The organism is Pedobacter sp., from assembly GCF_035566355.1.
Classification (GTDB): Bacteria; Bacteroidota; Bacteroidia; order Sphingobacteriales; family Sphingobacteriaceae; genus Pedobacter.
In genome coordinates this window covers 1-7,479 of the sequence record NZ_DATMRL010000420.1, presented here as the reverse complement: position 1 = coordinate 7,479, position 7,479 = coordinate 1, and the positions used below count along the sequence as shown (strand labels likewise).

Annotated in this window: 5 protein-coding genes; 2 read left to right on the top strand and 3 right to left on the bottom strand. The window is 40.5% G+C overall.

Annotated features, from left to right (window positions below; all coding sequences use genetic code 11):
- Positions 1 to 291 precede the first annotated feature (291 nt).
- Entirely contained in the window at positions 292 to 1,761 is a 1,470-nt protein-coding gene (locus tag VNZ46_RS16240) for an amino acid permease (protein WP_325561112.1), read from the bottom strand.
- Positions 1,762 to 1,939: 178 nt separating this feature from the next.
- On the opposite strand from VNZ46_RS16240, the gene VNZ46_RS16235 reads away from it, so the two are divergent.
- Complete coding sequence (locus VNZ46_RS16235; protein ID WP_133783331.1) at positions 1,940 to 2,272, top strand: PadR family transcriptional regulator; 333 nt, start codon at positions 1,940 to 1,942, stop codon at positions 2,270 to 2,272.
- Positions 2,269 to 3,828 (top strand): PspC domain-containing protein, encoded by a 1,560-nt coding sequence (locus tag VNZ46_RS16230; RefSeq protein WP_325561111.1) that lies wholly within the window; start codon positions 2,269 to 2,271, stop codon positions 3,826 to 3,828. The genes VNZ46_RS16235 and VNZ46_RS16230 overlap by 4 nt, the downstream gene beginning before the upstream one ends.
- Before the next feature lie 16 nt (positions 3,829 to 3,844).
- On the opposite strand, the gene VNZ46_RS16225 is transcribed toward VNZ46_RS16230, so the two are convergent.
- Both VNZ46_RS16225 and VNZ46_RS16220 read right to left on the bottom strand, forming a co-directional pair.
- A complete protein-coding gene (locus VNZ46_RS16225) occupies positions 3,845 to 6,574 on the bottom strand; it encodes a carboxypeptidase-like regulatory domain-containing protein (protein WP_325561110.1) in 2,730 nt (909 codons plus the stop codon).
- A gap of 173 nt (positions 6,575 to 6,747) precedes the next feature.
- The gene (locus VNZ46_RS16220) at positions 6,748 to 7,380 is read right to left on the bottom strand and encodes an NAD(P)H-dependent oxidoreductase (RefSeq protein ID WP_325561109.1); all 633 of its coding nucleotides are present in this window, start codon (positions 7,378 to 7,380) and stop codon (positions 6,748 to 6,750) included.
- Positions 7,381 to 7,479: the final 99 nt, after the last annotated feature.

Below are 7,479 nucleotides of genomic sequence, written 5' to 3'. Positions count from 1 at the left end.
ACCAATAATCACCAATGCAAAAAGGGTTGCTATCACGACTCTGTCAACGGTTACCCATTGCTCGTGAGTGAGCTTTTTTCCTTCCGCCCTTTCTCTTTTTTCCGTTCTGGGCCTGGCCAGGTGTGGAAAAACAGGATTTAATTTCATGATCATAAGTAGATATTAATGATGTACTTATAAATGACAAAGTGCAGGCCAAGATTTCGAAACAATGTTAGAATGTTAATAACTTTGATTTTGTGTGGAAAATATTTTGATTTCCAATATTTTAGACTCCTGGAGGGACTTTAATTAAGGTTCGGAATCCGTGGATTTTATTATTCTGACTGATTTTCTAAGTTTACTGTTCTTTTTTCCATATACAAAATAAATAGCCAATCCGGCTGCAAGCCAGACCAATAACCTGATCCAGGTGTCGGCCGGCATAAAAACCATCATAGCAAGGCAGGTTAAAATGCCAAGAATAGGGATAAGCGGTACAAATGGGACTTTGAAAGGGCGTTCTGCTTTTGGATCCGTTTTACGAAGGATAAGAATACCGATGCACACCATGAGAAATGCCAATAAGGTACCAATACTTGTCATTTCTCCCACTACCCGCATCGGAACAAAGGCGGCAAAAAGAGAAATAAAGCTGCATAGGACTACATTAGATTTGTAGGGCGTTTTAAATTTTGGATGTACGTCTGAGAATACTTTGGGAAGCAAGCCGTCGCGGCTGATGGAATAAAACATTCTGGACTGGGCCATGAGATCGATCAGGATAACTGAGGTATAGCCAATTAGTATGGCCAGGATAATGGCTTGACTTAGCCATCCATAAGGTGTCTTTTCGATGGCTATTGCTACTGGTGCGCCGCTGTTGGCGAATTCTTTATAATTTGCCAGTCCGGTCATTACGTGCGCAAACAGCCCAAACAGGATGGTGCAAACCAATAAGGATCCTAAAATTCCAATAGGCATATCCCTGGCTGGTTTTTTTGTTTCCTGCGCGGAGGCGGCAACCGCATCAAAGCCTATAAATACAAAGAAAACCAAGGCTGCTCCTCTTAAAATACCGCTCCAGCCATAATGTCCAAATTCTCCTGTATTTTGTGGGATATAAGGTTTGTAATTTGCAGGATCAATATACCTCCAGCCCAGAGCAATAAATACCAGTACTACACCTACTTTCAGAAAAACAATAATACCATTGACTATGGCTGATCCTTTAGTACCCCGGATAATAATCAATGTCATCAGGACAACGATTAAAGCGCCCGGAATATTGATCCATCCATGTATTACAGAGCCATCCGCCAGTTTTGCGGTTTCAAATGGTGATATGGTGAGTTGAGCGGGGAGGTAGAGATGGAAAGAGGCAAGAAAACGGGTAAGATATTGTGACCAGCTGATGGCTACAGTAGCACATCCGACAGAGTATTCAAGAACAAGGTCCCAGCCGATAATCCATGCAAATAATTCGCCCATAGTTGCATAGGAATAAGTGTAAGCACTTCCTGCTACAGGTATCATAGATGCAAATTCTGCATAGCAAAGGGCTGCGAATCCGCAGCCAAGTGCTGCAATAATAAATGAAATGGTAACAGCCGGACCGGAATAATTAGCGGCTGCCATCCCGGTGATAGAAAATAAGCCTGCTCCCAGAGTAAGACCAACTCCAATAAGAATAAGATTTAGAGGTCCTAAGGTTCTCTTTAAGGAATTCTCTGATTGCTCAGCAGCTTCGCGTCTGATGAGCTCAATGGATTTCTTTAGCATGTAAGCTTAATTAAGAGTACAAAAATACTTTTTTGGATAATATAAATGCTAAAATAAGTTATAGTATGAACTAAGTTTTGAAATTATACCGCTGTAATTCAGTTGATTAAAAAATAATACATGTTTTATATAGTACTATGTATTGCATATTACTATATAAAACATATATCTTTGTTATATGATAGCAGAAAATACGCAAACACAAATGCGAAAGGGCATACTAGAGTACTGTGTGCTGCTTATAATATCGAGAGGAGAGATTTATGCCTCTGATATTATCGCCGAGTTAAAATCGGCCAAATTACTGGTGGTTGAGGGTACGCTCTATCCGCTGCTCACCCGTTTAAAGAACAACGGTCTTCTCAGTTACAATTGGGTAGAATCCACTTCGGGGCCGCCCCGCAAATACTACGTCCTTACCGAGGAGGGGCGAGGCATGGTAAAACAGCTGGATACCACTTGGCAGGAACTTTCTTATGCAATTGAAACCTCTAAACAAACAAATAAATGAAACGCACACTGAACATAAATATTGGGAATTCTCTCATTCATATAGAAGAGGATGCCTACGAGCTTTTGACTGGCTACCTCAATGAAATTAAAGCCCACTTTGCAAAGAGCGCAGATGACTTTGAAATCGTAACAGATATAGAAAACAGAATTGCGGAGATGTTCCGCGAAATTCTGGTCACGCAACAGAAAGCGGCCATTAATACAAACGATGTGCAAACCATTATTTCGCAGATGGGAACTGTACGTGATTTTCAGTCCTCTGAAGAGGAGGAAGAAAATACCTTTGTACCACCTTATTCTGCAGGCATAAAACGTCTCTACAGAGATACTGAACAAGGGATGGTTGCAGGTGTCTGTGCAGGATTGGGGCACTATCTGAATATCGAAGACCGTTGGATCCGTCTGTTTGCACTCCTTTCCGTACTTGTGGGAGGCGCTGGAATTCTGGCTTATTTCGTGATGTGGATTATTGTTCCCCGCGCCCAGACCAGGTCTGAAAAAATGTATATGAAAGGTGAGGCTGTTAATCTTCAGGGCTTTATTAGGAATTTTCAAGATGAAATGGAAAATAATCAACTCATTAAAAGATCAGGAACATTTATTACGGAATTCCTTGATGTATTGGGGAAATTTATTTCAGGAACCGGAAAAACTATATTCAAATTTGTAGCGGGAACAATTATTCTGATGTCTGGAATCATGTTGTTGGGTTTGATTGTGGTACTGGCTATTTTTCTTGGTGTATGGGACGCAGGTGCGAATGAGATCTTTCCTTTGAGTATGGTAGACCAGGCTTACCAGTCTACGTTATTGTTTGCTGCTTTCATCTTTTTTGCAGTGCCGCTGCTTGCGCTACTTCTCTTCTCTGCCCGTGTCGCTTTTTCTTCCCGGCCGGTGAATAAGGCAGTTTCTTTTAGCCTGTTGATTATATGGTTGCTCGGTACCGCGACTGGCATCTTTTATATCGCTAAAGTAACAGCTGACTTTAAAGAAGAGGCTGAATTTACACAAACAAGCCCGCTAAAACCATATGGAACTTATACCCTGGTGTTGGATAAATCTCGTTTTTTTTCCAAAGAAGACAGTGTGCGTTATCAGATCAATTCAGACAGTTATAGGGGAAGGGTAATTGTAGATCATAATGATGGCCCTTTTCAACGGCCTGTCGATGTCCGGATCAGGATCGAAAGGAGTATGGATGGGAAATTTGCAGTGGTCCAAAATTTTAGTGCCCATGGAAAGTCCTTTGATATTGCTCTAAAGAATGCGCAAAGTATTCATTATGATTTTTTACAGCAGGATTCGGTACTTAATTTTAGTCCTAAATTATATCTGACCAAAAATAATTACTGGCGTAATCAGGAAGTTAACGTAACTGTGAAAGTTCCTGTTGGAACTAAGTTGATATTGAACAAAGATCTTGACCGGTATCTGGAAGATTACAGGTCCTGGAACTGTGATCAGGAAGGAGAAGACAACAGGGATTTTGCAGAATGGGTAATGACAGAAGACGGACTAAAATGTCAAAACGAAATTAACGGGGAGCATCATTAGATCCTCCCCGGAAATATTATTTAACCGTGTAGCGGTAGATAAAACGGCCAGGGTTGCCGTTTTTGTCTAAGCCTTCAACTACGGCTTTATAACTACCCTTACCCTCGGCGTTAAAGAATTCGAAGGACACTGCGCCGGTTGTGGCATCCGTGATCACCCTCGGATTCCAGTAAATTGTTGTTCTCAGGTCTTTCATGTTGATGTTCTCTGCAGTATACCTTGGCGAATAAAACTCACGTTGCTTGCTGTACCCTTTAGCGTTTACAGTAATCACATTGTTTTGAGGTAAAAGCTTTTTGATCTCTTCAAGACTCATCTTTTTCACCTTCTTCGCTTTTTTCATATTAATGGAAATTACTCCATTAGAGTTGTACATCCGGTTAACAGTACCCAATTCGTCTTTAGTGAAGATCTCAATGGATTCCAGCTCAGCCATGTTTACGGAAGAGAGGGCATAAACATCTACCGGCATTCCTGCCAGGAATATTTGTACAGGCGTTTTGTTTCCCGCGTTAAAATCTCTTGTTACATAGAAATTATTGGTATTGGTGTCCCAGGTTAGTCCCATCGCCATACTCTTAAGGCAAGTTAGCAGGTCATTACAGCCCTGGAAACGATCCGCGTCTAACAGGTGGTCAGGCATCATACTTAATCCCGAAAGAGCAGAATAGTCAGAGTGGCTTACCTTTTTTATTGGAGCAGCAGTAATCTTAACTTCTTTCAGTTGTCTTAAATAGCTATATTGTTTTTTGCTGTTGTTCAAGTAGTTGTTTAAGGTGCTGTCGATGTTCATTACCTCATCAGCACCATTCCTGTTGGTGCCAATTGCGGGTGCAGGTTCCTGGTCTACCATAATCATCAGGTTGCTGCCATTGGCGCCATATTTTGCACTGATTACTACCTGTGAAGAATCTGGAAAGTTCAGGTTCTGAAAATTAAATACGCCAGTGGGATTTGTAAAGGCTTCGGCTGAGAAAGTTCTGCCGGGTATCGTTAAACGCAAGCCCGCCTTCTTTACCGGCATACCGGTACGATCTCTCAATGTTCCTGTAATGTTCATTCCTTGTTCAGGAAGGTAACTGACCTGCGGATATTTTCCTGCAAGAATTTCTTTATAATCAAAACGGCGATAGCCCTGTGTAAGCATTAAAATGTCCAGATCTGCCAGTTTTTTGTCATTGGTTTTATTGAAGTAATAATTCGGTTTTTCCAGATAGCCTTTCAAATCTGAGCTCAATAAGAGTGAACTGAAAATGGAGGTTTCATTATCCTCATCAAAAGGAACTTTCTGCTCATCAGTCACGGAAACAGAAAAATTTCCTGCAAGTTTCTCCGTTGCATTTTTAGCTGTCACGGTCATTTTAACCTTTTGTCTCGGTTTGTAAGCTGGTAGATCTGTTTGTGCAGAAAGATTCAGCGCATCCTGGTGCAGGATAAAAGCAATCCTTTCGCTTACCGGTTCACCAGTGGCAGAAAACAAGGTAATTTGCACAATACCTGAAGGGAATTTTGCTTTAGGTATTTTAGCTACTGTAACCTGGTTTTGCAAAACCGTTTGGGCGGCGTAATAAATTACTCCGGCATTTTGACCTACAATAAACAAATTCTTGTCTTTATTTTGTTGAAAATAGGTGTCGTTAGCAACAATTTTAAGATTGATGTTGTCTGCAGCCGCATTATTGATCTGGAGCGTTATACCGGAGGTTGCAGACTTTGGAAGTTCAACGGTCTTGCTACTCCCGTCCTTGAACGAAATATTAGCTTTATAGGATTTACCAGCATCTGCATTGACATAGAATGAGCCCATTCCCAAGTGAGATGAGGCTAAAGTAGTGATCTGATTCCCGTCGTTATCTACAATAGTTCCAGTAAGATTTACACCCAGGCCGTTGGGGTTAACCGCCTTAAATGCGACTTGGGTTGGTATGCCTGATATCAGTTCACCCCCCTCTGGAAAAAACTGGATATCATTGTCTCCACTTTTAGGTTTTAGCTCAAAAGTAGAGGTTAAGCTTTCTTTGTCTCCTGTATTGATGTCGGTAATTAAGTTCCCGGTTTTAATGATCTGGTTTTTCTTTGGACTCAAATTGATGTTAAGTACTCCATTCTGATCTGTTGTACCCTTGCCCTTTAGAATGACATCGTAATCCGATATTACCCTCCAGTTTACCGTTTTGTTGGAGTAGGGTAATTTATCTGGATTTTTATATTGAATACGGGCATTGATGACCTGCTGATCTTTGGTAGAAGTCGCTGAAGTGTAGGTGAAATGTGTCAACAGTTGTTTGTCAACAGCTTCTCCAATTGGAATATTCTTCGTAAAGAAATAAGCGGGGTCAAAGTTCAGCATCCATACTGTATATGCCCTGACATAATAATTACCTTGTTTAAAATTCAAAGGGTCCAGTGGAATATTGCCGTAGGCAACGCTGTTTGCTACCGGAAATTTTAAAGAAGCTACCAGCGAATCTTTACTACTCATTACATCCACATAAACTACTTTACTTAAAGGCGAAGGAAGGTTCTGTTCGGAGGTGAGGTAAGCTTTAAACCATATGGTGTCTACCACACTATAATAAGGCTTGTCGAAATGAAGGTATACTTTTTCTACAGGATACAATTCAGGCAATTTGCCTGTTTTCTTTATAATATTATTTAAGATCGTGGTGTCCTTCTGAGAAAATGCCGAAAAGTGTACACTAACTAAGGCAAGCATCAAAGCAGCAACAAATTTTAAATACTTCATGAATATAAATTAACAAATTAATTAGGCTAATATATTCATTTATGCGCTTAGCTTGTTCATGTCAAACCCGGTTTAACATAATTTGACATTTTATGATATAATATTTTTACACGCAGGCAAAAAAAAGAGGTAGAAACCTAAATCTCTACCTCCTGATATAAACTGGGAATCTCTTATTTGAACTCTATAACGAAATCCTCTAAAGGAGTGCGGACTTTCTTCAGGTTAACCAGCCAATCTCCGCTATCATCTCTATAACCTAATGGCAAGAGAGTTGTGCTTCGCAGATTCTGAGCCGAAAGCCCTAAAACCTCATCCAGTTGTTTAGGATCAAAGCCTTCCATTGGTGTGGCATCAACCTTTAATAACGCAGCCTCAGCAATGGCAACACCAAAACCGATATAGGCCTGCTTAGCAGCATGATGAAAGTTTTCTTCTGCAGTTTTAGCAGTATATAAAGAGATGATCCTGTCCTCATAATCTTTTGTGGCATCGGCCGGCAGACTGCGTTGTGCATTAGTGTGTGAAAATACCGACCTGATTTTTTCCGGGGTATAATTGTCCCAGGCTGCAAAAACAAGAAGGTGCGAACAGTCGATGATCTGTTGCTGACCAAAAGCAATAGTTGAGATTTTTTCCTTTAACTCCTGGTTGGTAACCACAATTACTTTAAATGGCTGCAAACCAGAGGAAGTAGGCGCTAGTCTTGCCGCCTCAACAATCTGATCTACTTTTTCCTGAGGTACTTTTGTACCATTCATCTTTTTTGTGGCATATCGCCAATTTAATGCTTCAATTAAGCTCATATCTTTATTCTTTTTGAACAATTTTATCTGTTAGTAATACTGGGTATATCAAAAATAACAGTGTTAGCAAATGTAAGTATGTTATTTAGTGTAAAACAA